This is a genomic window from Paraburkholderia sediminicola (genome assembly GCF_046026855.1).
Classification (GTDB): Bacteria; Pseudomonadota; Gammaproteobacteria; order Burkholderiales; family Burkholderiaceae; genus Paraburkholderia; species Paraburkholderia sediminicola_A.
The window spans coordinates 80,779-107,338 of the sequence record NZ_JAQQET010000019.1 but is presented as its reverse complement, the minus strand read 5'-3'; the positions used below and the strand labels follow the sequence as shown (position 1 = coordinate 107,338).

The following is a 26,560-nucleotide window of genomic DNA, read 5'->3' as shown; positions in this document are numbered from 1 at the left end:
AATTGACCATTTAGTCTGGGCAAGTAACAGGCGCCACGCCACCCTGATTTATAATCATCAAGCCATCGGAAAACACCCGGCGGTCAGGTTTGGAAGCCTGTATGTAATGCCCGCACACCCGCCCAGGCGGGGCGTGCGTCTACCCCTGCACGTCTGTTGTTTTTCAATGGGCGGGCTGTGGTGGGGGAGCCGCAAGGCTCGCCGGCTTGGCGTTACACCGGTCTTCCAATCCCGCTACGTGCCCGCTCACCCACTTGACAAGCGAGTGTCGGGCGATCCAAGCTGTATCAGGGAGGTCGCACCATGAGCAAATCCACAAAACAATCTCAACCCGATTCACGTCCGCCAGTCGACGCAATGCAGTACGAAAAGCTTGCGCTGTCTGCATTCGATCTGTGTGAACGGCAGTTGACCCAACTCAATACGCTGATCACACTTGCGTCCTCAATGTGTAGGAATCCTGCCATCACGAGCGACGAAAGACGACGTCAGCGAACGCTACTTGAATTGCTTGTCGACACAGCGGAGCAATATCAGCGAGAGCTCGAGTGTGACCGCGAACTGTACCAGGTCATCGCGCTCGATGCGAAGGGCATCCCTCAAAGCCGTATCACGGCGAGGCGCGCGGCGCGCCTTCTTGAAGAGGCATCAAAAGTAACGGAGAAAGCTTCGCCTACCGAAAAGGCCTCAGCGTGCGAACAGGCCGCCACTGAAAGCGCGACAAGTGCAGCCGCAGATTCGCAGCAAGTGCGCCACTGATCCTTGACATCCACCCACCCTGAAGGGCGAGGTTTGCCGCGCATTGGGTCAAGGGCCGTCACCGTCCTGCATAAGCTTCTGTGTATGCACGTGGGCTAGTAGCGACAGCCACGTGAACCCTGCAAGCAAAAAGGCCCCGTCGCTCAGTGGCGGGGCCTTTCACATGATCGGTCAGCGTTGGCGTGCTAACGCGGATACCTGATTACATCGCCTTCTTGAACGGCGCACCCGAATGTTCGCGCAGTTCGTTAAAGACAATCTTCGGCCACGCCTTCTGCGCGACTTCGATTTCCGACACGTGCGATGCGAGATACGTCGGCGCATCCGATGCATCGAGCGCGATCCGCGCCGCGTACGAATCGGTGAAACGGCGCAATTCAGCCGCATCGTCGCAGGTCACCCAGCGTGACATCCGATAGCGCGCCGGCGCCATCCGCACATCGACCTTGTATTCCGTCGACAAACGGTGCGACACCACTTCGAACTGCAGTTGACCAACCGCACCAAGAATTATCAAGCCGCCGACTTCCGGACGGAACACCTGAATCGCGCCTTCCTCACCGAGTTGCTTCAGCGCTTCGCCGAGTTGCTTGGCGCGCATCGGATCGACCACTTCCACCGTCTGGAAAATTTCCGGCGCGAAGAACGGCAAGCCGACGAACTGCAACAGCTCGCCTTCGGTCAGCGTATCGCCGAGGCTCAACGTGCCGTGATTCGGAATACCGATGATATCGCCAGGATATGCCTCGCTAACCGTCTCGCGACGCTGCGACAGGAACGTCACCACGTTATTCGCGCGGAACGTCTTGTTCGTGCGCGTCACCTTCACGGCCATGCCGCGTTCGAAATGCCCCGAACACACGCGAATGAATGCCACGCGGTCGCGGTGCGCCAGGTCCATATTCGCCTGCACCTTGAACACAACGCCGGTGAACTTCGGCTCGTCCGGCAGCACCGGACGCTGCACGGTCATGCGCATCGACGGCGGCGGCGCCAGATCGACAAGCGCGTCGAGAATTTCCTTTACGCCGAAATTGTTGATCGCTGAGCCGAACAGCACGGGTGATTGCTGACCCGCGAGGAACTGCTCGCGATCGAAATCAGGCGATGCGCCGGTGATCAGGTCGATCTCTTCCTTTGCCTTGACCCAGGCATGGCCGAAACGGCGCTCGCCTTCTTCGTCGCTGAGCGCTTGCAGCGTTTCGACCTCGCCGCCCGCCTTATCCTGCCCGGCGCGGAACAGGCGCACCTGATCGCGCTGGATGTCGTAGACGCCCTGGAAGTCCTTGCCCATGCCGATCGGCCACGTGAACGGCACGGCTGCAACGCCCAGATGCTGTTCGATTTCGTCGAGCAGTTCGAGCGGCTCGCGCACTTCGCGGTCGAGCTTGTTGATGAAAGTGACGATCGGCGTCTTGCGGCTGCGGCAGACTTCGAGCAGTTTGAGCGTTTGCGCTTCGACGCCGTTCGCGCCGTCGATCACCATCACAGCGGCGTCGACTGCAGTCAGCACACGATAGGTATCTTCGGAGAAGTCTTCGTGGCCTGGCGTGTCGAGCAGGTTGATCACGGCGTTGCCATATTCGAACTGCATCACCGAGCTGGCCACCGAAATGCCCCGCTGCTTTTCGATCTCCATCCAGTCGGAGGTCGCGTAGCGATTGCTCTTGCGGCCCTTCACGGTACCGGCGATCTGAATCGCGCCCGAGAACAGCAGCAGCTTTTCAGTGAGCGTGGTCTTGCCCGCGTCCGGGTGGGAAATGACCGCGAATGTGCGGCGGCGTTTGAGTTCGGAGACTGACATCGGGTCTGGCGGTCACGGATAGGGGTTCGGGCGGTCTTCGGCAGCTTGTGGCTGCCTGCCTGCCAAGTCTTGCGTGGCGGCGTCGAGCTGCGGGAGCGGGGTCGGAAACCCGCATCACATGGCAACTCGGACGCATCGGAACCAAGTCACGAACGAGCGTTCGACAATACCGGAATCGCCAGCGCAGAACAGCGCAGGGAACGAATGATACACGTCATGGAGGCGTCGCGAGGAAAATGGCTTGGCGCTATATCCGGCGCGACGCGGGGAGCCGCTGCGCGACTTGGCAAAGGCGGCACACCGCCGCCTTGCTCCAGCACTACTGATACGACATCGTGAAAGTGGCCGTACCTTTCACCGTCCCCAAAGTCAAGGCGCCGGCTGTCCGGATGTATCGGACCGTGAGGGGAATGCTCATCATGCCGACTGACGACTTGCCCACAAGCCATTGATTCAGGTTCCCCGCCACTGCGGAGTCCGGCCCGAATGCCACGGGCTTTGTGCCGTTCAGTATCTGCAGCCCGACGCCCGCCGCTGACGAACCTGGCGCCAAGCCAAGCGTGGTCGACCGGTTGGAACCATCCGAAGCGTCCGTCAACGCAATGTTGACGTTGATACCCGCTTTCGAACAGTTGAGACCGAGATTGACCGGCGCGGACCCTTTCGTCGAGCCGACAGTAGCAAAGCCGTCGGCGGAAATCGGCAGCAAGGTGACATTCAGAGAAGGTGTGGTGACGCTACACGTCTGGCCTGTAATAACCGTGCCGGGATTGAGCGCCAGCGAGTGCGGCGACGTCGAAGGCGAATTTGGGTCATTCAGGCACCCCCCGCTGTATTGGATAGCCATGCTCGGTAAAGTGGTCAGCGTACCGTTGCCAACTGGCCCGGTCACCACGAGGTCTGCTCTTGTATAAAAAATGGGTTGCCCGCCACTCGAGCTTGGCGCAAGCGTCTCACTCGATGGCGCCTGGATCAACGGATTTGGGCTACCACCCCAACCGGAAGTCACGTAAAACTGAACGCCGATTCCAGGCACATTGGTTTGATACGTACCTGTCATGCTAGGGACAGGCGTACCGTCGACCGTGATCGTCTTCGTGACCGAACATGTTGCGGAATAAGTAATCTGGTTCTGAATCTTGACGGTCTGTAGAACACTGCCTATGGGCAAGTCTCGTGACGGCGCAAACGACGCAGAGAAGCTTATGTTGTCGAAGTTGTCCGTCCAACCCTTCGCGTACGGCAAATGGATGTAGTCGGCGTACGCATGGATTGAGCCGAGCAACAGCAAGCCCGCACAGAGCGCTTTCATGACGTGCGCGCCAATGTGGCTAACCTGACGCGCACTGGACGACGTCGCGTCGTTTGCGCCACGCATCGTTACTATTCTGGTGAATTTCATAATCGTCTCTGCGTTAGTAAGTTGCGTGAGCAATGGTCGAGTCGGGTGGCAGGGCGTTCGTTGACTCGCTCGACGTGCCGCCCACACAGTGCGCTTCCACCGATGTATAGGCTGCACTCGCCTTACCCATCTGCTTGGACAACACATAATCAATCTGGCACTGCTCAGCAGCCGCCGAACCCCACTTCACGAACAACGAGCCTTTGTCTTCCAGCCCACGCGCGAAAATCCGGCTGTCCTGGGCAACAACGCCAACAGTTTTGCCGCTGCTATCCACCACATCCACACCGAACGGCAGCGCCTTGTCGCCGAGCTGCGGCGCACGAATCAGCGCGGCACGTCCGTTCACCGTCTTGTACTTGATCATCACCACCGAACCGAGACGCGGCACAGCCTGTTCCGATGTCGATTCGAACTCGACATCGGTCGACGTGCCCTTCGGGTCGATATCGACGGTGTTCATGCCGTAAGGCGTGAGGTAAGGCACAACCGCATAGCCGCGGCTGTTGACCTTGACGCCCGGCGCGCTGGTCACGTTCGCACCTGCGGCGCCCGGCGCGTCGACGATGCCGAACGTGTCGCCCACGGTTTGCGAAAACGTCACGCCGCCCGGGTGCGCGACAACCGTTCCGCTGACACCCGCGGACACCTGGCTCGAATTCGAACCCGCGCTCGCTGACGCCGTCATCTGCGCATACGGCGCACGATAGGCGCCGCTCACGCCCGTGTTGGCCGATCTGTTGCCGTTGCCAGCACCATACGTGCCGTACGCGTTATACGAGTACTCGTTGTTCTCGCCCAAGGAGCCGCTGAGGTTGGCCTGCAGACTCGTGTTGCCACTCGAGTTCGAGAGGTTCGTCGACAGCAGCGGCGCATGCTGGCTATGGCCAAGCGGAAGCGTCGTGCTGACCATGTACTGGTTCGACATCGACCCGTCCGCGTTACGCGTGCGTCCAGCGGTAATGCTGTAGGTCCCGTACTTGAAGCTGTTGGTGTAGCCGGCCTGGTAGAACGTATCGCTGCCGCCGTGATTCCAGTACTGCTGGGCGGAAGCACTCAGGAACACCGTGCCGTGTTCCTTGAAATTCTGGTTGACCGTGAGCTGAAAACGATTGCGCTGGCGGTAGACCGAATTCGTATCGCCGCCGCGCATCGCGAGATCGCGCACGGAGGCCGCATCGGTCAGATTCATAAAGCCCGCAGTCGAATAACGGTACGCGGCGACCGAAATGTTGGTATCAGTCGGATCGATGAACTTGCTGTAGCCGATGCGCAAGCTGGTGCCGCGCATCGTGCTCTGGTTCGGCACCTGGGTCTGCGCACCCGTCACGTCGGCGGAAAACGCGCCGAACTTCGTGTTAAGTGCGGCGCCGAGGTCTGCCGCCACATAGCCGTTCGCGGCCACACCGCCGCCGTAGGCCGTCACTAGGTTGGTGAGACCGCGCTGCAACGTGAACTGCGCAAAATTCGGCTTGGTGTCGAGCGTGGCGTTACGTAATTCGCCGGCCGTGACCGAAAAGCGCGTGGTGCCCGGCCGCAGCGACTGCGCAACCGATGCATATGGCACGGTAAAGCTCTTCGTGCGACCATCGGCTTCGGTGACGGTCACATCGAGGTTGCCACCGTAGCCGGTCGCATACAGGTCGGTGATTTCGAACGGGCCCGGTGACACGCTGGTTTCATAGATCACCTGGCCGTTCTGCCGAACCGTCACACGCGCATTCGATTCCGCCGTGCCACGCACCACCGGTGCATAGCCGCGCAACGATTCGGGCAGCATGCGGTCGTCGGTAGCGATCTGCGCTCCGCGGAATTGCACACTGTCGAACACGTCGCCCGTCGTGTAGCCGTCGCCCACCGTCACCTGCGATTTCAACGCGGCGACGTCATGCTGCAGATAGGTCGCGATATTATCGAAGTGCGTGCCCTGCCCGGTCGCCTGCGACACCGACGATTGATGGCGGAAATGCCACGCGCCGATGTTCACGCCGGCGTTCAGACCCAGATAGCTCTGCGTCGATTCCATGCCTGAACCGGCGGTGTGATAGGTATTTGCGTTGTAGCTCACGAATCCCGCGTTCACACCGTCCTGCCACATTTCGGGCGGCACATAGCCACGCGCGGCGTTGCGCATGTATTTCTGCGGCACGCTCAGCGTGAGCTTCTGTTCCGAAAAGTCGAAGTCGACCGTGGTGTCGGGCACCATGGCTGTCAGATCGACGCATTCGTCGGCCTTGGCGCCGGCTGTCGGTCCGGACGGCTTTGCAGCGGTCGATTCCGCACCTGCGCCTAAGTCATCACGCGTGTCATTGGCGGCGCTCACCGCGGCGGCTGCATGTTCCGGCGCCTTCGCACCGGTAACCGCGCCGACCTTGGCGAAATCGACGCCGAGCGTTTCCAGCATCTGACGGCTGAAGCACGGACGCGCACTTTGACCTTCGCTACTCGCCACGAAACGCACATCCTGGTGCGCCACACGTGCATCGTTCACCCAGATGTCAACGGAATACACGCCTGGCGACACCATATTGCCGCGCGCAAAACGCGTAACGTCCACGGTCTGCTTTGGGTCAGTGCGCAGGAACGTTGTATCGAACTGAACGGCGTTGCCGTCATTACTGGTTTCAGCTGCATTCACGCTCGCCGACTGGACGCCGCCCAGCGCCGCGAACACCGACAGCACAACTGCGGCGACGGGGCTCAGGCCGAACGGACCAGAAAATTCACTGGTGCGAGCTTGCGACTGATGACGAGGTGAGAGTTTCATGATTTAACTGACTTCCAATGTCTGCAACAGGCGTGCGTCGTCCCTGTGCGTTGCCTGTGCAACACACGCTGTGGTCGAGAAAGGGTTGAGCTATGGGCGGAAAACTGCCGCCCGACCGGCAAGCGGGTGCGGTCTATTTGCCGAGCGTCGCGTCGCCATTGAGGGCGCCGCCGTAATCGCTAATCGCGGTGTAGTGAACCTTTGAACCTGCCGATACACCATTCATCTTTGCAACCGGCAACACAACCGATGCGCGCGGCGCAACCATGCCGCCCTGTTCGTTCTTGAAGGTATGACCATCGCTTTCGACATCGACTTCGCTAAACGACACGTAGTACGGCGTCGGATTCGATACGCTCACCGCTTCGCCCTTGCCATCCGGCGATGCAACTACTTTCCAGCTCAATTGCGCCGGTGCATCTTCAGGTTTGCCAGGCAATTTGGCCGGACGCACAAACACCTTGATACGCGTGCGATAGGCCAATTGAAGCGAGTTGGCGTCGGCCGTGCCATTTGCTTTCGGCGGAATATCGAGCACGTTGAGCCAGTAAACCGATTCGCGATCCTGCGGCAATGCTTCACCGCTGTACATCACGCGCAGCGTCTGCGCTTTCTTCGGGTCCATCCGGAAGATCGGCGGCGTAATCACAAACGGCACCTTGATCTCGCCAGGTTTCGCATCCGCGTTGCCATCGTCCATCCATACCTGCACGAGTGACGGATTGTGGCTATCGTTATCCAGCTTGACTGTGACTTCGCGCTGCTCAAGCGGATACACCACTCGCGTACCGCCGATCGTCACGCTTGCTTGTGCGCTGCCTGCGAGCAGCGCACAAGCAAATCCGATTCCTATCGTCATTTTTCCGAGCAACTTCATCACAACACCTTTAAATGTAATCTTGAAAAAAGGCCGTTAAAAAGGCGTTCGCCTGAGCGAACGCCCCGGTCATCGCTTACTGATACTGCATCGTGTACTGAACCGACGTATTCACTGCGCCCGGCGTTGCCTTGCCCGTGGCGTAGTACTGCGCGAAGTACTTCAGATTCGCGCTACCGCCGCTGATCGTCGCGCCGTTGGTCGAGATATCGTTGTTCAAACCGGTCGTAACGTTGATCGGTTGCAGCGAGGCGTTAAGCAGACGCACTTCCACGTTCGCCGCCGGGCCTGAAACGGCCTGGTTCGTCAGATAGCCCGTGGTCTGGTCGACGGTCGAGCCGTTTTCGAAGGCGGCGACCGCCTTGGTAGCCGTACCCGAGCAGCCGCTCAATGCAAGCGTGATGTCGGTCGGGCTCGACGTACCTGCAACTGCGCCTTGTGCGGCCAGCGTGCCTGCCGAAACCGTCGGCAGAACGACCGCGAAGTCAGCGGGCGAACCCGATGCCGTGCCGTTGATCGAGCACGTGGTGTCCGAGACGGTGCCGGTGAAGGTAATCGTGCCGTCCGCCGCTTCGGCGCCGAACGATGCGAGGCCCAACAGACCGCCGGTTGCGATCGCGATTGCGGAGAGGATTGATTTCATGTTTGCTGCTCCAGTGAGTTAAGAAATTGATTGAATCAACGGCGATTCGATATGCGGTAAGACTCGCCATTTGCCCCTGGGCGCTCCAATGTTCTACGCCGGGAAAATGGCGGTCTTTGCTTCGAACTATTGGCCTATCGTTCAGGCGCAAAACAATATTAAGATTTGGCGCGACGCAAGTACGTAGGACGATTCCTATTTAATTGAGAATCGCCTTACGTGACGTGAGATATTCCTGACAAGCGAACCCGCACGGGGAATGGGAATAAGACTTTTCTTAAAAATCCCATCAGAAGGTTGATTTCAGACAACGCGACGCACGAAAAAAACCCGCCGCACCGTTGCCGGTGCGGCGGGTTTTATTGAAACAGGTGGGCGCGTTACGCGCCGCTGGCTTCGTTCAACGTCAGGTGCTTCGTCTCAGGTGCCCAGGCGATCGACACCACCATACCGACCAGCAGCACAGCGGCAAGCACCATCATCGTCGCGTGAAAGCCTACGTGGACGATCCCGAGCGGCAGCAGAAAGGTGCCGACTGCCGAACCGAGACGGCTGCACGCAATCGCGAGCCCTACGCCACACGCGCGCACTTCCGTTGGAAAACACTCTGGCGGAAACACGCCGACCAGATTCGAAAACGCCGACATCGTCAATGTGAAGATCGCGAATGCGACGATCATCGCGAGCATTGCGGACTCCGGCAGTAAACTCAACGCAATCAGCGACGCACACGTCACCGCGAACGAACTGATCAGAAACACGCGCCGGGACAATTTAATCGTGAGCCAGATACCAATCAGAGCGCCAAGCACCAGGAACCCATTCAGCAGTAAATCCGCGCCCGACCCATCATTCAAATGGATCGCTTTAAGAATGGTCGGCAGGAACGTGTAAATCGCGAAATACGGAATCACGAGACACACAAAAAATGCGCAATTGAAGATCGTTCTACGGATCAGATCTTTCCTGAACAAACGCATGAAACCGCCATGCGACTGCGCGTGCTCATCGTTGCCGCCATCGAGCGTCACGTTGGGGCCGAAGTGCTTGAGCACGATCGCTTTGGCTTCGGCAACGCGCCCTTTGCCGTGCAGCCAACGCGGCGACTCCGGCGTGCCCATGCGCAACAGCAGCACGATCAGAGCCGGAACGCCCGCCGATGCAAGCAGCCATCGCCACGCATCAGGCGACGCGTCGGCATAGTGCATACCGAGCACGTTAGCCACGACATAGCCGACGGTCCACACCACGCTGAACGAGCCGAGCAAGGTCCCACGGTGTTTGCGCGGCGAGAATTCGGCGAGGATCGCATGCCCGACCGCGAAATCGCCCCCCATGCCGAAGCCGATCAATACCCTTAGCAAACACAACTCGAACGGCGAGCTTACGTAGAACTGCGCAAATGCCGCGGCCGTGATGATCAGGAAGCTCAGCAGAAAGATCTTCTGCCGTCCCAGCCGATCCGACAGCCAGCCGAACACGAGGCTGCCGACAAAGATACCCATCAGCGCGGAGCTGCCGATCATGCCCATCCAGAACGCGTCGAGCGGCATCTGGCGGTTGAGTGACGCAAGCGCATAGCCGATCGTGCCGAGCGCGAAGCCTTCGGTGAAGTGCGCGCCGAACGTCAGCCCGGCAATCTTGATGTGAAACCTGTTCAGCGGAACGTCGTCGAGAGAAATGGGGCCGTGCGCGGGTGCCGCGGCGGCGGCCGGCAAAGTGGGGGCGAGGCCGAGAGCGGCTGCCTGGAGGTCCTGATTGCTCACGCTGTCTCCTTCGTTGTGTGGACAACCCTTGCGTCGCCGGCATGGCTTTTGTACGCAGGGCTGCATCGCCCGCCTCGCCTACAGCGCGAGGCGGACGCGTAAACGCCTGATGCGAGGGCTAGCGGCCGAGGCCGCCCATCATCATGTATTTCAGCTCGGTGTATTCATCGAGGCCGTATTTCGAGCCTTCGCGGCCGAGTCCAGACTGCTTGACGCCACCGAACGGCGCGACTTCGGTGGACAGAATCCCTTCGTTGATGCCGACCATGCCGCTTTCCAGCGAGTCGGCGACGCGCCAGGCGCGTGCGAGATCGCGCGTGTAGAAATAGGCGGAGAGGCCGAAGGGCGTGTCGTTGGCCGCGGCGATGGCTTCGTCTTCGGTCTTGAAGCGAAAGCACGCGGCAACCGGACCGAAGGTTTCCTCCGCGGCAATTAGCATCGACTTCGATACATCGACCAGCACCGTCGGTTCGTAGAACGTGCCGCCAAGCGCATGCGCCTTGCCGCCGGTCAGCACCTTCGCGCCTTTTCGCAGCGCATCGGCGACATGCGTTTCAACTTTCTTCAGTGCCGCCGCGTTGATCAACGGGCCTTGCTCGACCTCGCCTTGCAACGCATTGCCCACGCGCATTTTTCGCACGGCGGTGGTCAGCGCCTGGGTGAACGCTTCATGAACACCGTCCTGCACGTAGAAGCGATTCACGCAGACGCAGGTCTGCCCGGTGTTGCGGAACTTCGACGCCATAGCGCCCTGGACGGCGGCGTCGATATCGGCATCATCGAAAACGATAAACGGTGCGTTGCCGCCCAGCTCCAACGACAGCTTCTTCAACGTATCCGCAGACTGCTTTGCAAGCAGCTTGCCCACCCGCGTCGAGCCGGTGAACGACAGCTTGCGCACGACTTCAGATTCAGTTAGCACGCCGCCAATCGCCACCGCATCGCCGGAAACGATATTGAATACGCCGGGCGGAATGCCAGCCTTCTCTGCCAGCACGGCGAGTGCGAACGCGGAAAGCGGCGTCTCTTCCGAGGGCTTCAGCACCATCGTGCACCCTGCTGCAAGCGCTGGGGCCGCCTTGCGCGTGATCATCGCGAGCGGAAAATTCCACGGTGTGATTGCCGCGACCACGCCGACCGGCTCGCGCGTCACAATGATTTTCGCGTTCGGGTTCGGGCTCGGAATCACGTCGCCGTAGCTGCGCTTCGCTTCTTCCGCGAACCATTCGAAGAAGCTCGCCGCGTAACCGACTTCGCCTCGCGCTTCGGCCAGCGGCTTGCCTTGCTCGAGGGTCAGCAACTCAGCCAACGCGTCGCGATTTTCCAGCATCAGCTCGCCCCAACGCCTCACACGTGCGCCGCGCTCTTTCGCCGTCATCACGCGCCACGCGGGAAAGGCCCGCTCGGCCGCGGCGATGGCCTGCGTCGTTTCCGCCGCGCCGCCTCTCGCCACGTGGGCTACGACTTCGCCGGTCGCGGGGTTCAGCACGGAGTAAGTGGTCGCGCTGTCATACCATTCGCCGCCAATGTAATGTCCAGTTCGAAGAAACGCGTTCATGCCGCCTTCTCCAAAGTTTCGACGAAGCCGCCCTGTGCGAGCCGCGCCTCGCGAGCGACGCGCTTGCCCGCGGTGTAGTCGTTGATCAGGTCGCACGGTGTGTAGTTGCGTTCGAGTTCGAACAGTTCGTCGGCAGAGAGCCGGGTGCTGAGCGCGGCCAGCGCGCTATCGAACTGCGCGGGTGTGTCGGCGCCAACCAGCATGCTCGCCACACCCCCATGATTCAGCACCCATGCTTGCGCAATCTGTGCAGCCGACACACCACGCCTTGCCGCCACCCGAGCCACCGAAGCGGCGATCTCGCGCGATGCCGTGTCGCCGTACATTTGAGCGGTGAAGAAATCGGTCTGATTGCGCGTGGAGTTCGGATCGCAAGTCAGCAGACCGCGCGCGAGCGGACTGAACACGGAGACGCCGACACCGCGATCCTGGCAGTACGGAATCATTTCGCGCTCTTCCTCGCGATATGCAAGGTTGAGCTGCAACTGCATGTTGATCGGTTTGTGCCAGCCGTTGCGCTCGCAGACCTGCATGATCTTGGCGAACTGCCACGTGTACATGGTCGACACGCCGATATAACGCGCCTTGCCGGCGCACACAATATCGTTCAACGCGCCCATGGTTTCTTCTACCGGTGTATTCACGTCGAAGTAATGCAGCATGTAGATGTCGACGTACTCCATGCCGAGGCGCGTAAGCGACCCATCGATGCCATCCATGATGTGCTTGCGCGAATGGCCGCCGGCGTTCTGATACGCGCCCATGTCATAGCCCACCTTGGTCGTCATGACGATTTCCTCGCGGCGCGCAATGCGTTTCAGAATACGGCCCACTACTTCTTCACCCACGCCGGTCGAATAGAAATCGGCGAGGTCGATGAAATTGACGCCCGCTTCCAGCGCGTGGCGCACGATCGGCTCGCTCTGCGCTTCGTCGAAAATCCACGGCTTCCATTGCGGCGTGCCCATGTTCATCGTGCCGAGGCACAGACGCGAAACCTTCAGGCCCGAGTGGCCGAGGCGAATGTATTCCACAGTGCTGTCTCCTTCCTGATCGCATCGAGTTGCGCAAGCGGCTGCGTCGGCCCCATGGCGTGCGAACCGCGTGGCGCGTGATTAAAGTTGTTTCGGGGTGTAGAACGGATTCGATACGTCACGTGCCGCGGCGAAAACTTCTTCGCGATGCGGCAGGCCCTTCATCGCCGCGAGGATCGCGTTCTTGCACGCGAGGTAGTTGTTTTCGAAGACAGCGTCGAGATTGTCGGTGCCCGGATTGACCCAATTCGCCGACACCACTACCCAATCGTTTTCCGCTTCGGGCGGCAAGGTGCCGTTCTCCAGCGACTCAGCCACCGCTTTGGCGATGCCGGCTTGCGAGGCACCCCACGTTGCGTTGCCATGAAAGTCGCTGCCGATTTGCGCCTTGTTGACGTAAAGCGTCAACGGCTTGGTCGGCACACCTGGCCGCGCGATCACGACGAACGGCGCATGTCCTACGGAAGGCGTCGCCAATGCAGTAGCGAAGGCCTGACCCGCAGGCCCGTTGCGCGGGCCGACGAGTACGTTGATGTGCGCGAGATTGACGCCGGGGCCTTCGAAACCTTCGCCGATAAAGAGTTGTGTGTCCGTCGATACGCTCATGGTCTTTCCGTCGAGGTGAGTGGATGACCGATTGTGCTGTCCGGTCTTCGCGACCATGTATCGATGAGTTTTGATCTGGGGTATGAGGCGAACTCATCTCCGGGTTTGCCTAGGGGCGCCTTACGTGGCGCTCAGGCGACGACCAGGTGGCGCATCGAGTCGCGCACCTGGACGGGCGCAAAGGTGAGAGTTTTCGGGACCCGCGATTGCGAAGCTCGAATCGGGGCGAAAGGTGAACACACCGACGGCCGATCACGCACTCGCGGCGCGACGTTCAGCCGCCAGGCAAAGTCTGTGAAAAAGACGGCTTGAGAACCGACCGACGGATTCCGCGATTCTTCGGATAGCCTGGGAACGCCCGCCAGCAAAGGCAGACGCGGGTTTCAAGAAAGATCGTGCGACCAAGAGGGACTGCAGAGGTGATCGCGCCGCGAGGTGCGTCATCCGACAAAACCAGGCTCACCGAAACAACGGACCCTGGCTCGGAGCAGTTGGATAAATCCACGACGCGCGTTACAGGCTCACACGAAAGGTGAGCGTTTTCGGGACCCGCTCAACGGTGCGAGAAAAACCCGGCGCAACCTCACTTCGGAAAACCCGGCGCGTTGCGAGCGCAAGCGCCATGCACGAAAGGGCTTCAGACTTCGATCAGAAAGCGCTCGCGATTCTTGCCAGCGAGCCAGCCAGGCGAGCGGCCACGACCGCTCCAGGTCTCGCCGGTTTTCGGGTTACGGTACCTGGCGACTGAAACCGTTTTGCGTCCGGTTGTACGTTTGCTCGTGAAACCCAGCTCTTCCGCCGTGAGGTCGTATTCGGCGACCTTTTGCTTGATCTCAGCGATCGCCTGTGCGATTTCTTTTTCGCGCGCCACCGCAACTTCCTTGTGGAGCTTTTCGAGCTGGGCAGTCAACTGTTTGTACGAGGCCATGGCGGGTACTCCGATCAATTTGACGAACTGCAGTGCGGACGCTCCGGAGGAAGTCTCCGTGCGCGCACACTATCAGACGAATAAAGTGCCGGATAGAGCGGCCCGCGCAGGGCGGCCCGCCAGGATGCGCCCGCAAGGATGCGCCCGCAAGGAGCGACCCGCATAGAACGGCATGCGACCAACCGCCGTCCACAGTTACCCGCTCACCTGCCGTCGCTAACGCACTCAATCGTCAATCGCATCGTACACGCGGCGTTCGAAATCGAGCGACATTGGGAATGGTTCGACAGCACGCCGCTGAATCAGCATAAGACCGATCAGGTCTTCCACCGGATCGGCGAACCAGCTTGTGCCATACGCACCCGGCCAGCCGAACGATCCCATCGAACGATAACCGAGCGGCAACTGCTGCGCAGGATCGTCGACAATGGACAAGCCGAGGCCAAAGCCCTGGCCCGCCCACAGCACGTGACCGAACGCCGGCACGCGGCGCTGGTCGCGGGTCAGGAAATTCGAGCGCATCAAATCGACCGAGCGATGCGACAGCAAGCGTATTGAACCGACACGTCCACGCCCCAGCAATAGCTGCGCAAACTGCAGATAGTCCTGCGCCGTCGAGACGAGGCCGCCACCGCCGCTCTGGAACCGGTCGGGATTCGCCCAGCGACTCGCCGACGGATGATCTTCGACCACACGCCGCCGAGTGCCCGGTTCGACGCCATAAGCCGTCGCCAAACGCGTGAGCTGCGCGTCGGGCACCCAGAACGCCGTGTCGCGCATGCCGAGCGGTTCGAAGATCCGTGTCCGGAAGAAGTCGCCGAGCCGCATGCCGCTGATGCGCTCGATCAGCACGCCGAGGACGTCGGTCGCGATGCCGTAGTGCCAGCGCGAGCCGGGCTGAAACATCAACGGCAAACCCGCTATCCGCGCCAGCCACGCGCTGGCATCCCCACGCGCTTCAATGCCGTTGAAGGCCGCCGCGTAAGCCTCGGCCAACGGACCGGTGGCGGTGAAGTGATAAGCAAAGCCGGCGCGATGGGTGAGCAGATCGAGTACGGTAAGCGGCGTTCTGACCGGGTTGGTTTCGTCGAGCGGGCCGGTGGGGTCACGCAGCACGACCGGAGCAGCCAGCTCCGGCAGCCACGCGGAGATCGGCGTATCGAGTGCGAGCCGATCCTCCTCAATCAGCATCAGGATCGCCGCACTCGTAACCGGTTTGGTCATCGACGCGATGCGAAACAGCGTCTCGCGCTCCATGGGCAATTGCGCGGCTTCGTCGCGCAAGCCGAGCGGCTCGAAATAGCCGATTTCACCGCGCCGCCAGACCAGCGAAACGACGCCCGCCACCTCGCCGCGTTCCACATAGCCTTGCATGGCGTTCGTGAGCGCCGTCAGGCGGATCGCCGATAGTCCTGCTGGGTGCATGATCCTCCTGGGTCCTTAGGCGTTACGTTCCCTTATTCTTGCAGAAAACGTTACCCGATCAGACGGTACACGTAATCATCCGCCCCCGCGGACAGTCACGCTTTCTGCCGGCTCTCCAATGCCGAGAGGGCTGCATTGAGCCGTTTGACGCGGCTCGCCTGCGCCGGCACCAATCCCGCCCCGGACACCGAAGCGATGCGATTGCGCCAATAGGACAAAGGGATACGGTCTTCAGCAGAGATATGCGAAATTACATGTTCAAGATGCTCGATATCTTTTTCGAGTTGACGGTGATTCATTATTTTCCCCGGAATTACTCATTGAACCCGTTTAAAAAGCATAAAACGTGCCGCAATTACCTCGTCCCGCCACTCGGGCGGAAAATCTTTCTTAAGCTGTTAATCCGGCCCGTCGCGATCCGGCAAAATCTGCGTATATGTTTTATCTTTGAGCCGGCGAGTTAAGGATACTGCGAAGATTCTTCGCGTTCCGTTGGGTGCCGCACCGACTCAGCTTAATGGAGAAACCGGAGCGCTTCGTTATTGGCGCAAACGGTATAAGCAATAGTCTGGGAACAGCTAGATAAATATTCAATGTGCATCATAACCGTTTCGGCAATGCGCATTAGAGGCAGATATTTATGACGGCCATATGCGTATTGCGCGACATCATGGCCGGGTTTGGCCCGTTCAAACGGGATCTGCGCTGCGAGAGACACCGCCGTCATAGCCGCGCGGCGAGATAAAGGAAGAAAATAGGCAATCCGTTACGCTAGCCATTGGCCGGCGTAACGTCATTTCGCCCGGCAGGCGTATATCAGACTGAACGTGCCATTGTCGCTCGACTGCCGCACGACGTCGAAAGCGCCGCCACAAGCTGCGCTTGCCTGCTGCGAGCAGGAATCGGAGCCTTCCCGGCATTGAACCAGCGTAGTCGGACGGCCGTCCGACAGAAACAGCGGTGCGCTGCTGCTGCAACCGCTCAGTACGGCGATTGCGGGAAGCGCCAGCGCGGCACAGGTCCGGCGCGCGACAGAGGAAAGATTGCGTTTCATTTGAAACCCCGATCACATCTTGTTTTTCGATCACGCGATTGTGCCACGCGGCAATTACGCTGCGTCACTCAATGACGCCTGACTTTGTCACACCTCGATACCGTATGCCGCGATCTTCTTGTAGAGCGTCGCGCGGCCCATGCCGATCTGCATTGCCGTCTCGATCACACGACCGCCGTTGGCGCGCAAGGCGTCGCCCAGATAGCGCTTTTCGAACGCAGCCATGGCGTCGCTCCACGACGTCGCTGCGGACGCCTCTGCCGCCGCGTCTGAAGCGTGCGCTGCAGAGACAGCGCTGGATGCGTATGGACGGTGGCCGCCCCCATGTGCCGGACCGATGAACGGCGCCAGCGCACGTGCATCGATCCGCTCGCTGTCCGAGAGCATTACCGCGCGCTCCAGCGTATTGCGCAGCTCGCGCACATTGCCGGGCCATCCGTACGAACACAGCAGCCGCAATGCATCGTCCTGCAATTCGAAGTGACTGGCGCCACGCGCTTGCGTCGACAGATCCTCGAGCATGGCGTAGGCAAGCGCTTCGATATCGGACGAACGCTCGCGAAGCGCCGGCGCCTGGATGGTCAACACGTTCAGCCGGTAGAACAGGTCCGCGCGGAAACGTCCTGCCGCGACCAGCGCCGGCAAATCGGCCGAGGTCGCCGCGATGATCCGCACGTCCGCGCGCACGATCCGGTTCGAGCCAAGCGGCTCGAACTCCTTGTCCTGCAACACGCGCAACAGCTTGCCCTGCAAAGGCAACGGCATGTCGCCGATTTCGTCGAGAAACAACGTGCCGCCGTTCGCGAGTTCGAACTTGCCGGCACGCCCCTTCCGGTCCGCGCCGGTATAAGCGCCGGGCGCGGCGCCGAAGAATTCGACTTCGAGCAAGGTGTCCGGAATCGCCGCGACGTTGACGGTCACGAGCGGCTGGTTCGCCCGCGCCGAGCCGCCGTGAATGGCATGCGCCAGCAGCTCCTTGCCCGTGCCGGTTTCGCCGAGCAACAACACCGGTGACTCGAGTTGCGCTGCCCGGCGCGCCTGGCGCTTCACTTCGAGACTGGCCGCGCTCGTGCCGACAAAGCTGCCGAACGTGTACTTCGCCCGTCTTGCCTGCGCGAGCGACTGACGCGTCGCGATCAGTTCCTCCTGCACGCGCGAATAATGGGAAAAAAGCGGCGTGAGCGCCTTCAGTTCATCGAACAACGCGAACCCTACCGCGCCGACCGTTTCACCCGCATCGTCTTTCAGCGGCAACCGCGTCACGACAAGCGGCTCGCGATCCGTTTCGAGGATGTCGAGCAGAATCGGTTTGCCGGTGTTCACGACCTCGCGCATCAGGCTGTTGGGAATCACCGCCTCACAATCCCGGCCAATTGCCTGCTCCGGGTCCGAAAAACCGAAGCGCGCCGCGTAGCGCTTGTTGATCCAGACGACTCGCGCCTCGGCGTCGACGATGAACGTGCCTTCGCTGAAGTTTTCGAACGTGCGGAAAAGCGAATCCATCGCCCGGCGGAGTACGTCGCCGTAGGTGGCAGGAAGGCCCGCCCAGTCGTTCATCATGATGTCGCTGTCTCCGGCTATCGTCTTGTTTATGCTTATCTCATTTCGTAGACAAGCATATCTCATCGATGAGATCGACCAGAAGCTTTACACATAAGGGTTTAACCTCAATTCAGCCTATGTTCGGAGGATTTGTGTCCCGCTTTAGAGACGTTTGGGTACAATCGGCCGCATCACGTTTCGAACTTCTGCCTGTGAAATCAATGGCCGGGCCGCTGCGGCGCGCGTGGCATGGAATCTGCATTTGCGAGCGCCGGGCCGTTGCATTCACTGGGACGGCGTACACGTAGAACAATCAAGCTTCGGAGACTCAATGTCCTTTGTTATCGTCCTCGCCGCGTTGGCGTTTCTGATGTTTGCCGCATATCGCGGCTACAGCGTCATTCTGTTCGCGCCGATCGCCGCCCTCGGCGCGGTGCTGCTGACCGATCCAGGCGCCGTTGCGCCAGTGTTCTCCGGCATCTTCATGGAGAAGATGGTCGGCTTCGTGAAGCTGTACTTCCCCGTGTTTCTGCTGGGCGCGGTGTTCGGCAAGGTCATCGAACTCTCCGGCTTTTCGGAGTCGATCGTGGCCGCGGCCATTCGCTACATCGGCCGCTCGCGCGCCAATGCGGTGATCGTCGCGGTGTGTGCACTCCTCACCTATGGCGGCGTATCGCTGTTCGTGGTGGTGTTCGCGGTGTATCCGTTCGCGGCCGAGTTGTACCGCCAGAGCAATATTCCGAAACGCCTGATGCCGGGCGCGATCGCGCTCGGCGCGTTCTCGTTCACGATGGATTCGTTGCCGGGCACGCCGCAGATCCAGAACATCATCCCGACCACCTTCTTCAAGACGACGTCCTGGGCCGCGCCCGCGCTTGGCGTAATCGGCTCGCTGTTCATCATCGTGGTTGGCCTCACGTATCTGGAATGGCGCCGCCGCGCGGCAATGGCGACCGGCGAAGGCTACGGCACCGATCTCGTCAACGAGCCGGAGCGCGTCGAATCGAAGCAACTGCCGCATCCGCTGCTCGCGGTCGCACCGCTGGTGCTGGTCGGCGTGGCGAACTTCCTGCTGACCCGCTGGATTCCGAACTGGTACGGTGCGTCGTACACCGTCGCACCGGACATCCTGCCGGGCATCCATGCGCCGGTCACGACGACGATCAAAAGCGTCGTCGCGATCTGGGCCGTTGAAGGCGCGCTGCTGCTCGGTATCGTGATGGTCGTGGTGACGGCGTTCGGCCGCGTGCGCGAACGCTTCGCGGTCGGTACCAAGGCTGCGGTGGCGGGCGCTCTGCTGGCTTCGTTGAACACGGCGTCGGAGTATGGCTTCGGCGGCGTGATCGCAGCGTTGCCGGGCTTCCTGGTGGTCAGCGACGCGCTGAAGAGCATCCCGAATCCGCTCGTCAATGCCGCCGTTTCGGTGAGCTCGCTTGCGGGTATCACGGGTTCGGCGTCGGGTGGTATGAGCATCGCGCTTGCGGCCATGTCCGACACCTTCATCAAGGGTGCGGAAGCCGCGCATATCCCGATGGAAGTGTTGCACCGGGTCGTCGCGATGGCGAGCGGCGGAATGGACACGCTCCCGCATAACGGCGCGGTGATCACGCTGCTCGCGGTGACGGGTTTGACGCACCGTCAGTCATACCGCGATATCTTTGCGGTGACGGTGATCAAGACACTGGCGGTTTTCTTTGTGATCGCGGTGTACTACATGACGGGGCTGGTTTAACAGCATCGCTGAAAACTGATCGACTGCAGGCAAGCCCCGGAGTTTGTGCACAAACTCCGGGGCTTTTTTTATTCCCTTGAGGTGGCCGTGTGCCTGATCGCCAGAGCGCGCCCGGCGCCACCGTACGCGTCAGTGCATCGACTCTTCATCCAGCCCGAAGTGATCGGATAACGCCTCGTGCAGCGAGATCGCGCGTTCGTCCATTTCGGTCGTCCAACGATCAGCGTTCTCGCATAGCCGCTGCAGTTCCCGGCATTGCTCAGCGAAGACCTGTTCCTGAACAATCAGGAACGCCCCGCTCGCGCTATGCGCCCAGCCTCCCAACGCCACCCGGTCCTCCTGCTCGACGATCGTCATCAGTCTCGGCAGATCGGTCTGCAAATGCGTTTTCAGCATGGCTGTATAGCGCGCCTTGTCGTCCGCACTTAGGGTGGTCGCCGCAGCAGCGGTGGCGGTGGCGCTGGGCCGCACCACCTGTTCCGTCGCAGCGGGCGGCCGCGCGACCGCGACCAGCGCCGCCTCCAGTTCGCTCAACGACGCCGGCTTTCCGACATAGCCAGTAAAGCCCCGCTCGCGCCAGCCTTCGCGCTGCTGATTGTCGGTGACGGCGCTAAAAGCCAGTACCGGCACGTCCGGATTGGACTTGCGCAACGCCGCGAGCAATTCGTAGCCGTCCATGAGCGGCATATGGATATCGGTGAGCACCACCGCGAAACGCGCCTGCTCGAATATCGCGAGCGCCAGCCGCCCGTCGCCGGCGAGCGTCGGCGCGCAGCCCAACGTATTGAGTTGTTCGACGATCAACGTCTGGATCAGTGGGTTGTCTTCGGCAACCAGCACCGTCAATCCCCGCAGCGCTGGATTGGCCAGCGGCTCCGGCGTCGCAGCGGCATCGGCCGGTGGCGCCTCGACACCGCTGGGCACGGTGCCTTCGGCCGCGAGCTCGACCGCGGACAGGATCTCCATCCGGTTGAACTCGCCGACTTCGAGCACGCCGTCGCCGCGCGAAGTCGGCCGATACGGCCCCATGCGCGTAACCCACGCCACGCCGACAGGCTGCAGCGCGCGCAGTTCGGCAATGGCGTCGAGCCCGTATTCGCCGGTGGTCACCATCACATCCGGCCGGTTCACCCGCAACCAGGCTTGCGCGCTACGCAATGAGGTCACCACGTGCGCCACCCAGCCCGCCCGCTGCAACCAGCTGTCGACAATCTGTCCCGAGTCGCGCTCCTGGCACAGCACCAGCGCACTACCCCGGCGTTCCATTTTAACGACCGGCACGCGCAGCGCTTCCGGCGGCAGCGCAAGCGGTATCGAAACCGTGAACGCGCTGCCCACCCCTAGCACGCTCTCGACCGAAATATGACCGCCCATCAATTCGCACAGCCGCGCGCAGATCGACAGGCCCAAGCCGGTGCCGCCATAACGGCTCGAGGTGCTCGCCTCGCCCTGCACGAACGGATTAAAAATACGCGCTACCAGCGCCTGATCCATGCCGATTCCCGAATCGTAGACCGCGCAGATCAGGATCGGTCGGCCTTGCAGATCCTCCTTCACTTCCGCGCTCATCGTGATCTTGCCGCACGAGGTGAATTTGAATGCGTTGCTCAGCAGGTTGTTGACGATCTGCGCGATGCGGGTCCGGTCGCCGCACAGCACCTGGTCGAGCGTCGGTGATTGATGCGAATAAAAGCGGATCGCACGATCCGTCGTCATCGGTGCATAGGAAAGCGCGATATTTTCGAAATCGTCGATTGGACGGAACGCCTCGATCACAAGCTTCATTTCGCCGGCATCGATCTTCGAGAAGTCGAGAATGTCATTGACGATACCGCGCAACGCATCGGCCGCGACATTCAAGGTCGCAAGCCGTTGCGCATGCGCTTCAAGTCCGGGCGTGCGCGCGAACAGTTCCAGGTTGCCAAGCAGCGCGTTCAGCGGCGTACGGATTTCGTGGCTCATCGACGCGAAGAAATTCGAACGCGCCCGCATCATTGTCTCCGCGCTCTGCTGCGCAAGCCGCAGTTGCTGTTCGAGGACATGCTGCGCGGTCACATCGAGAATCGCACAGAACAGCACGTCCTCGCCGGCATAGCGCGCGGGTGCGTAGGTGAACTGGAGGAACTGGTCCTGCGCCGTGCCCTCTTCGGCCGGCCGCCCCGGATGCAGTTGCTGGGCGGCCTGCGGCCGCGGCCCAGGCCGTGCCGGCGCGACGAAGGCGGCGATCTTCGCAAACGCCATCACGGACGGCTTGTCCGGCGTCTGGGCGAGAAACTCGCTGACGATATGCGGCGGCAAGCGATTGCCGTCCGGTTCGATATGCAGCAGGTCCGCGGCAAGCGCGTTCGCAGTGAGAATGGAATAGTCGCTCTGCCGGACGATGCACAAACCGACCGGCGTCGCGCTGACCAGAATGTGATTGAGCGTTTCGCTCTCCAGCGCTCGCGACGTCTCCAGAAAGGTGTTGCGCAACAGCCGGAGGCCCCAGAAGCGGGCCGTCAACGCGATGGCCAGCAGGACCAGCAGCGTGAGGCATGCGAGTACCGCCAGTTGCCAGCCAAGCGCGGCGGCGAGCGCGCCCCACGATATGTAGCCGACCACCACACCGAAGCCCGGACTCAGCGTCTGATAGAAAATGGCACCGTGCCAGGTATATCGGTACGTGTCAGGCGGCCTGCCGGCGATCGCGTCCTGCAGCGCTTTCGCAGTTTGCGCGTCGACGGGCGGCGACGATGCAATCACCCGATGGTCCCCCGTCATCAGTACCACGATGCCTTCGCTGTCGGGCCGGGCGAGATCCGCGGATAGCGCTGCGAGCGGAATGCTCATGCTGGTCAGCGTGATCGGCGTATCGCCGGCGTAGTAGGCACTGACCGCTGAAATCACCGGTATACCCTGCAGCGGATCGAGATATGGGCCGAGCCAGATATGTTCGTCCTTGCCCGGCACGCGCTTGCCGGTTTGCAGGTCCAGTTCGTGTTCAAGGGTCTCGCGCAGGGTGCTCACGGTCTCCGGCCGGAGTGGCGCGGCGGCCGGCACACCGACAGCGGCGGATTGGCCCTTCGCCGGCTGCCCGAGTGACGGCAGGATCGCGGCGTAATCTTCAGTGAGCCCGATCAGCATCGCCCGCTGCGGCAGTGCGAATGCCTGCTGTGTCACCAGGATAGACTGCGCCGCTTCGTACAGGCGCCACAGTTTCTCGTTTAATTGCGGCCCCCATGCCGTGCGCGTCGCTTCGCCGACCAGCAGGTCGAAATCCGCGTCGACCCGCTCGACCGTGCCGCGAGCGGCACCACTCTGCCGGATCGACTCTTCAATGGCATCGGGCACGCGCAGCACGTTATCGGTGCCGCGATAGTAGTCGAGCGTGAATTCGGCGCGCCGCAGAAACGACTCTTCGCGATGCAGGACCAGGAGGATCTCGGTGGCGCTCTGGGAAATGAAGCTGCGCCGGTAGTCGAGCTGCTGGGCGCCGACAAGAACCACGAGCAGCAAAGCGAAAATCACCACGATCAGCATCAGCGAAGCGATCGTCGCCACGTACACCCGCCGTTGGCGCTTCGCGTTCTGTACGAGCGAAGCGAACGCGTGAACGAGTGACTCCTGAGAACGGTCGAGTATCTTCTGCATCGTCTCGCTTGAGTAGCGTGATTCGCGCAGGCAGACCACTGCGAGTGTCGAGGAGACGAGATGCGTCTGCAGGCCTTGTCCGGCGCAGTGTAACGCTTTTGAAGGCACCACGAAACGCATCCGGCACCGGTTTCCACGGCGATACAACACGCATGAAACAACCCTGCATTAACGGCTCGGCGCGTCATAAACCTGAGTGGTTTACTGGGAAACCCTAAAGACTGCGGGGTTAATGCCGTTATGCCTTGCATAGCTGTAAGGACCGCACGAACGCGTGTCCGCACCTGCAAGGAAAACCATGCGCAACAACCAGCCTGTCACCGGGCACGAGTACGAATTCCCTGCGTCACAGATGCTGGTTTCCGCGACCGACCTGACCGGCCGCATCCAGTATTGCAACCCGGCCTTCATCGCCGTCTCGGGCTACACGCGCGACGAGTTGATCGGCCAGCCGCACAACCTGATCCGTCATCCGGACATGCCGCGTGAAGCCTTCGCCGACATGTGGACGACAATCCGCGACGGTCGCCCGTGGACCGCGCTCGTCAAGAACCGCCGCAAGAACGGTGACCATTACTGGGTGCATGCGAACGTCACGCCGGTCGTCGACAAAGGCGCGGTGGTCGGCTATCTGAGCGTGCGTGTGAAGCCGGAACGCGACGCGGTGCGCGCAACCGTTGCGTTGTACGCGCGGATCCGCAACGGCGAATCGCGAGCGTTCAAGCTTCATCGCGGCGTGGTGGTACGCACCGGCATGCCCGGCCAATTGCAATCGCTAATGCGCCTGCCGGTCGCAACGCGTGCGGCGATCGGCTATGCGATCACGCCGTTGGCTTTGTTGCTAACCGGCCTCGCTGCATGGGACGGCACACCGCCCGCGCCGTTCTGGATTGCGTTCGGCGTCACTACTGCATTCGGCCTCGTTTCCTGGCGGGTGCTGACGCGGCAACTCGCCGAACCGATTCGCGACATGTCCGGCTTCGCGACCCGCCTCGCCGCGGGCGATCTGACCGCCGATCTGATGATCGCGCGTCACGACGATCTCGGCGATGTGCTGCAAGCGTTGAATCAACTGAAAGCGAATCTCGCGGCGATCGTCTACGACGTGCGCGCGCAGATCACCGGCATGCTCGACAACGCGCGCGAAATCTCCCGCGGCAATGTCGATCTCGCGCGCCGCACCGAATTGCAGGCGGCGTCGCTCGAAGAAACCGCCGCCACGATGGAAGAATTGACGACCACCGTGCAGGCCAACGCCGATGCCAGTGTGCGTGCGCTCGATCTGGCGAAAGACGCGCAAGCGGCGGCGGCCGTCGGCGGCAAGATCGCGGGTCAGGTCGAGCAGACCATGGCCGGCATCACGGCGGCATCGAAGCGCATTGCGGACATCACCGGTGTAATCGACGGCATCGCCTTCCAGACCAACATCCTGGCGCTGAATGCCGCCGTCGAAGCGGCGCGCGCGGGCGAAGCGGGCCGCTCGTTCGCGGTCGTCGCAGGCGAAGTGCGGATGCTGGCGCAACGTTGCGCGGCGTCGTCGAAAGAAATCAAATCGGTGGTCGAAGCGAGTGCAACCGAGGTGGCGCTCGGCACCGAACTGGTTGCACGCACGACCTCACAGATGCGCGTAATCGATGAAGCGGTGAGCCGCGTGTCGTCGATCATCGTCGAAGTGGCGAATGCAAGCAGCGAGCAGGCTGAAGGGATTCGCCAGGTCAATCAGGCGGTTTCGCATCTCGACGGCGCGACGCAGCAGAACGCCGCGCTGGTCGAGCAGGCGGCAGCCACGGCGCAACGTCTCGCGGAACAGGCCGATGTGCTCGACGAAGCGGTACGCCTTTTCACCGTCGCCGATACAACACCCGCGCCGCGTTCAGCGCAGCCGCTGCGGCATTCAGCGCAGCCGCTGCGGCAGATACCCACGCACCATGTAGCGCTGCATCCGGCGCACACCCCGGCGCCCGACTTCACGCGCGACGCCGCGCACGGAATCGCGCATGAGGTCGAGCAGGAAGAATCGACATTGATCTGATAGATCGGCGTTACTCCCACCTCGACAGCCTGGAATTGGCGCATCAGGATGGAAGCGTCAGCGCTCAATTGGTTGTAAGGGCAGGCTGACCCAAGTAACAACGGCGTTTAGCAGCCCGTCCCTTCAAGGACGGGCTATTTTTTTCCAGTTGTTTCTCTCGGTGCGCCCAGTCCTAACCGACGCGCGCGTCAACACCGTGACAGTAGGGGAGAAGGACTGCACCGCCACGGGGCACGAAAAATGCAGCCGTCGTTGCGGGGAGTCGCGTTAAACTGGTTGTCACAGTCGGGCGCCATGGCGCGCGCTGCCCGGTGGGCCTTGCCAGCTATTGGCCAATACAGCGCGGCGCGGCGCCCCGGCAAGCAGATAGGACGGGCAGATTCCCCGGGTGTGAGCGCGGCACGACAGACGGCGCGCGAACCTGGCAGTACGCCCGTACAATGGTTCGATCAACAACGGAACAAGGACAACCTCGATGCGCACTACCGGGTCCTCCGGGTCAATGGCCCTGCTCACCGAATACGACGACGCAACGGCGCGCGAACTCCGCTCGCTGCGCCTCGAATCGACAGAAGACGGCAAAGGCATTCTTCTGATCGAGGTCGATGAGCGCAAGCCAGGCATCCACCGCGAAGTGCGCTACGAAATCACGCCGGCCGAACTGATTGCGACGATTCGCGCGCATGGCGCGGAGTTACCGGGCGAACAGCACAATCACCGTCAGTAAAGCCGCAGCGCACGGTATTGCGTTCAAGCGCGAATACCGTGCGCCGCTTCTGCACCGCCAGCTCTGGTTTGCGTACCGCAGGGCGCTTTACGGACATCCGTAGGGCGCTATTCGCCACTCGCTTGCCGCGAACGTTTCAATCAATTTCGCTTTATTTCATTCGCGCTTCTAATCCGCGCTTTTAATCCGCCAGGCATGCCGCGGCCGCGCTTTTAACACGCGAATAACGGGCCGCTTTTCCGGACATTTGCACGTCTTGAAAATGCGTCCATAA

19 protein-coding genes are annotated in these 26,560 nt (G+C 61.2%); 4 read left to right on the top strand and 15 right to left on the bottom strand.

Annotation, left to right across the window (positions count from 1 at the left end):
- The first annotated feature begins 303 nt into the window (after window positions 1–303).
- Complete coding sequence (locus PQR40_RS21590) at window positions 304–759, top strand: hypothetical protein (protein WP_408238980.1); 456 nt, start codon at window positions 304–306, stop codon at window positions 757–759.
- Window positions 760–961: 202 nt separating this feature from the next.
- Here the strand turns inward: PQR40_RS21590 and PQR40_RS21585 are convergent, their stop codons facing one another.
- The 14 genes from PQR40_RS21585 to PQR40_RS21520 form a co-directional block, all read right to left on the bottom strand.
- A complete protein-coding gene (locus tag PQR40_RS21585) occupies window positions 962–2,563 on the bottom strand; it encodes a peptide chain release factor 3 (RefSeq protein WP_408509840.1) in 1,602 nt (533 codons plus the stop codon).
- Window positions 2,564–2,882: 319 nt separating this feature from the next.
- The gene (locus PQR40_RS21580) at window positions 2,883–3,875 is read right to left on the bottom strand and encodes a fimbrial protein (RefSeq protein ID WP_408509839.1); all 993 of its coding nucleotides are present in this window, start codon (window positions 3,873–3,875) and stop codon (window positions 2,883–2,885) included.
- Between the two features lie 103 nt (window positions 3,876–3,978).
- Entirely contained in the window at window positions 3,979–6,732 is a 2,754-nt protein-coding gene (locus PQR40_RS21575; protein ID WP_408509838.1) for a fimbria/pilus outer membrane usher protein, read from the bottom strand.
- 133 nt (window positions 6,733–6,865) lie between these two features.
- Window positions 6,866–7,591 carry a fimbria/pilus periplasmic chaperone gene (locus PQR40_RS21570; protein WP_459252661.1) on the bottom strand — a complete coding sequence of 242 codons (726 nt, stop codon included), beginning with the start codon at window positions 7,589–7,591 and terminating at the stop codon, window positions 6,866–6,868.
- A 94-nt stretch (window positions 7,592–7,685) separates the two neighbouring features.
- Window positions 7,686–8,252 carry a fimbrial protein gene (locus PQR40_RS21565; protein ID WP_408509836.1) on the bottom strand — a complete coding sequence of 189 codons (567 nt, stop codon included), beginning with the start codon at window positions 8,250–8,252 and terminating at the stop codon, window positions 7,686–7,688.
- Window positions 8,253–8,632: 380 nt separating this feature from the next.
- On the bottom strand, window positions 8,633–10,018 hold the full coding sequence (locus tag PQR40_RS21560; protein ID WP_408389687.1) for an MFS transporter: 1,386 nt from the start codon (window positions 10,016–10,018) through the stop codon (window positions 8,633–8,635).
- A 118-nt stretch (window positions 10,019–10,136) separates the two neighbouring features.
- Window positions 10,137–11,576: an NAD-dependent succinate-semialdehyde dehydrogenase gene (locus tag PQR40_RS21555; protein ID WP_408484522.1), complete on the bottom strand. Its 1,440-nt coding sequence runs from the start codon at window positions 11,574–11,576 to the stop codon at window positions 10,137–10,139.
- Complete coding sequence (locus PQR40_RS21550; protein WP_408509835.1) at window positions 11,573–12,610, bottom strand: aldo/keto reductase; 1,038 nt, start codon at window positions 12,608–12,610, stop codon at window positions 11,573–11,575. Before PQR40_RS21550 ends, PQR40_RS21555 begins: the two co-directional genes overlap by 4 nt.
- An 81-nt stretch (window positions 12,611–12,691) precedes the next feature.
- Window positions 12,692–13,216, bottom strand: coding sequence for a formaldehyde-activating enzyme (gene fae / locus PQR40_RS21545; protein WP_408509834.1), 525 nt, complete (start codon window positions 13,214–13,216; stop codon window positions 12,692–12,694).
- Window positions 13,217–13,853: 637 nt separating this feature from the next.
- On the bottom strand, window positions 13,854–14,144 hold the full coding sequence (locus tag PQR40_RS21540) for an H-NS histone family protein (RefSeq protein ID WP_408336802.1): 291 nt from the start codon (window positions 14,142–14,144) through the stop codon (window positions 13,854–13,856).
- Window positions 14,145–14,369: 225 nt separating this feature from the next.
- On the bottom strand, window positions 14,370–15,569 hold the full coding sequence (locus tag PQR40_RS21535) for a serine hydrolase domain-containing protein (RefSeq protein ID WP_408509833.1): 1,200 nt from the start codon (window positions 15,567–15,569) through the stop codon (window positions 14,370–14,372).
- Between the two features lie 95 nt (window positions 15,570–15,664).
- Window positions 15,665–15,868 carry a hypothetical protein gene (locus PQR40_RS21530; RefSeq protein WP_408238944.1) on the bottom strand — a complete coding sequence of 68 codons (204 nt, stop codon included), beginning with the start codon at window positions 15,866–15,868 and terminating at the stop codon, window positions 15,665–15,667.
- Between the two features lie 494 nt (window positions 15,869–16,362).
- A complete protein-coding gene (locus tag PQR40_RS21525) occupies window positions 16,363–16,623 on the bottom strand; it encodes a hypothetical protein (RefSeq protein ID WP_408238941.1) in 261 nt (86 codons plus the stop codon).
- Window positions 16,624–16,710: 87 nt separating this feature from the next.
- Window positions 16,711–18,183 (bottom strand): sigma-54 interaction domain-containing protein, encoded by a 1,473-nt coding sequence (locus PQR40_RS21520; RefSeq protein WP_408238938.1) that lies wholly within the window; start codon window positions 18,181–18,183, stop codon window positions 16,711–16,713.
- 313 nt (window positions 18,184–18,496) lie between these two features.
- On the opposite strand from PQR40_RS21520, the gene PQR40_RS21515 reads away from it, so the two are divergent.
- Complete coding sequence (locus PQR40_RS21515; protein ID WP_408240090.1) at window positions 18,497–19,897, top strand: GntP family permease; 1,401 nt, start codon at window positions 18,497–18,499, stop codon at window positions 19,895–19,897.
- 129 nt (window positions 19,898–20,026) lie between these two features.
- On the opposite strand, the gene PQR40_RS21510 is transcribed toward PQR40_RS21515, so the two are convergent.
- Complete coding sequence (locus PQR40_RS21510; RefSeq protein WP_408509832.1) at window positions 20,027–23,527, bottom strand: ATP-binding protein; 3,501 nt, start codon at window positions 23,525–23,527, stop codon at window positions 20,027–20,029.
- 298 nt (window positions 23,528–23,825) lie between these two features.
- Here PQR40_RS21510 and PQR40_RS21505 point away from each other — a divergent pair, with 298 nt between their 5' ends.
- Window positions 23,826–25,559 carry a methyl-accepting chemotaxis protein gene (locus tag PQR40_RS21505; RefSeq protein ID WP_408509831.1) on the top strand — a complete coding sequence of 578 codons (1,734 nt, stop codon included), beginning with the start codon at window positions 23,826–23,828 and terminating at the stop codon, window positions 25,557–25,559.
- Between the two features lie 475 nt (window positions 25,560–26,034).
- Window positions 26,035–26,286: a hypothetical protein gene (locus PQR40_RS21500; RefSeq protein ID WP_408240099.1), complete on the top strand. Its 252-nt coding sequence runs from the start codon at window positions 26,035–26,037 to the stop codon at window positions 26,284–26,286.
- The last annotated feature ends 274 nt before the right edge of the window (window positions 26,287–26,560 follow it).